This is a genomic window from Pseudomonas haemolytica (assembly GCF_009659625.1).
In the GTDB taxonomy this organism is placed as follows: Bacteria; Pseudomonadota; Gammaproteobacteria; order Pseudomonadales; family Pseudomonadaceae; genus Aquipseudomonas; species Aquipseudomonas haemolytica.
On record NZ_VOIW01000016.1, the window covers coordinates 1 to 1,460 of the forward strand.

Consider the following 1,460-nt stretch of genomic DNA (forward strand, 5'->3'; position numbering starts at 1 on the left):
TGCGCCGGCAGACGTTCCATGGCCCAATCCGCCGCCACATCTTTCGGCGCAATTTTGCCGGTCACCGCGCTATACCAAATACGGCTCAGGGTCAGCACCACGTTGCGTTCATCACCCGCCCAATCCGGCGGGCTGTTCCACAGGGTCAGGGTTTCGTTCAGCGCTTCAAACAGGTCCTGTTCCGGCACCGGATCAAACAGTTCTTCCGCTGCCGGACCAACCAGCGCCACGCTATGTTCACGCGCTTTGGTCAGCAGAATGGCCAGATCGATATCAATGGTCGCCGGTTCAAAAATGCCGGCCAGAATATCGTTACGCTGCCATTCGCCAAACTGCAGCTCACGTTTCGCCGGATAACGCCACGGAATAATGTCATCATGCACCACGATGGTCACTTCCACCGCACGCAGAATTTCGCTTTCACCCGGGCTCGCGCTGGTTTCCAGCAGATCGTTAATCAGCGCACGACGGGTGGTTTCATCCAGACGCACGGTCACGGTCACCAGCAGATCAATATCGCTATGCGGTTTCAGGCCGCCATCCACCGCGCTGCCATACAGATGCACGGCCAGCAGGGTCGGTTCCAGATGACGTTCAATCACGCCCACCACTTCAGACAGCTGGGTGCTCACTTCCGCAATCACCGCTTCACGCATAATGTTCAGTTTGGTTTTCGGACGGCTGCCCTGCTGGGTCACATCGTTGCTGCTCCACAGCATCAGGCAACGGCCCACCGCATAACGCGCCTGCTGTTTGCTCGCACGCGGCATGCTCTGCACGCCAAAAAAGCAATCATAGCACGCCATAAACACCGCCACCGCACCATTACCGCCGCTACGTTCGGTCAGGGTACGGCTCCAATTACGGCTACGCATACTCTTCCTTTTTCAATATTATTGAAGCATTTATCAGGGTTATTGTCTCATGAGCGGATACATATTTGAATGTATTTAGAAAAATAAACAAATAGGGGTTCCGCGCACATTTCCCCGAAAAGTGCCACCTAAATTGTAAGCGTTAATATTTTGTTAAAATTCGCGTTAAATTTTTGTTAAATCAGCTCATTTTTTAACCAATAGGCCGAAATCGGCAAAATCCCTTATAAATCAAAAGAATAGACCGAGATAGGGTTGAGTGGCCGCTACAGGGCGCTCCCATTCGCCATTCAGGCTGCGCAACTGTTGGGAAGGGCGTTTCGGTGCGGGCCTCTTCGCTATTACGCCAGCTGGCGAAAGGGGGATGTGCTGCAAGGCGATTAAGTTGGGTAACGCCAGGGTTTTCCCAGTCACGACGTTGTAAAACGACGGCCAGTGAGCGCGACGTAATACGACTCACTATAGGGCGAATTGAGTGAAGGCCGTCAAGGCCTAGGCGCGCCGGATCCCCCGGGCCATACTAGTACTGGATGCATCTGCAGGATATCGCGGCCGCACGGTCATCAATTCTTTAAGTGCGGAAAC

General features: G+C 53.6%; 1 protein-coding gene. It reads right to left on the minus strand.

Annotated elements, in window-relative coordinates:
• Window positions 1-656: AadA family aminoglycoside 3''-O-nucleotidyltransferase (locus tag FRT59_RS26910; RefSeq protein ID WP_153840011.1), on the minus strand; the 656-nt coding region annotated here is incomplete at its 3' end.
• Window positions 657-1,460: the final 804 nt, after the last annotated feature.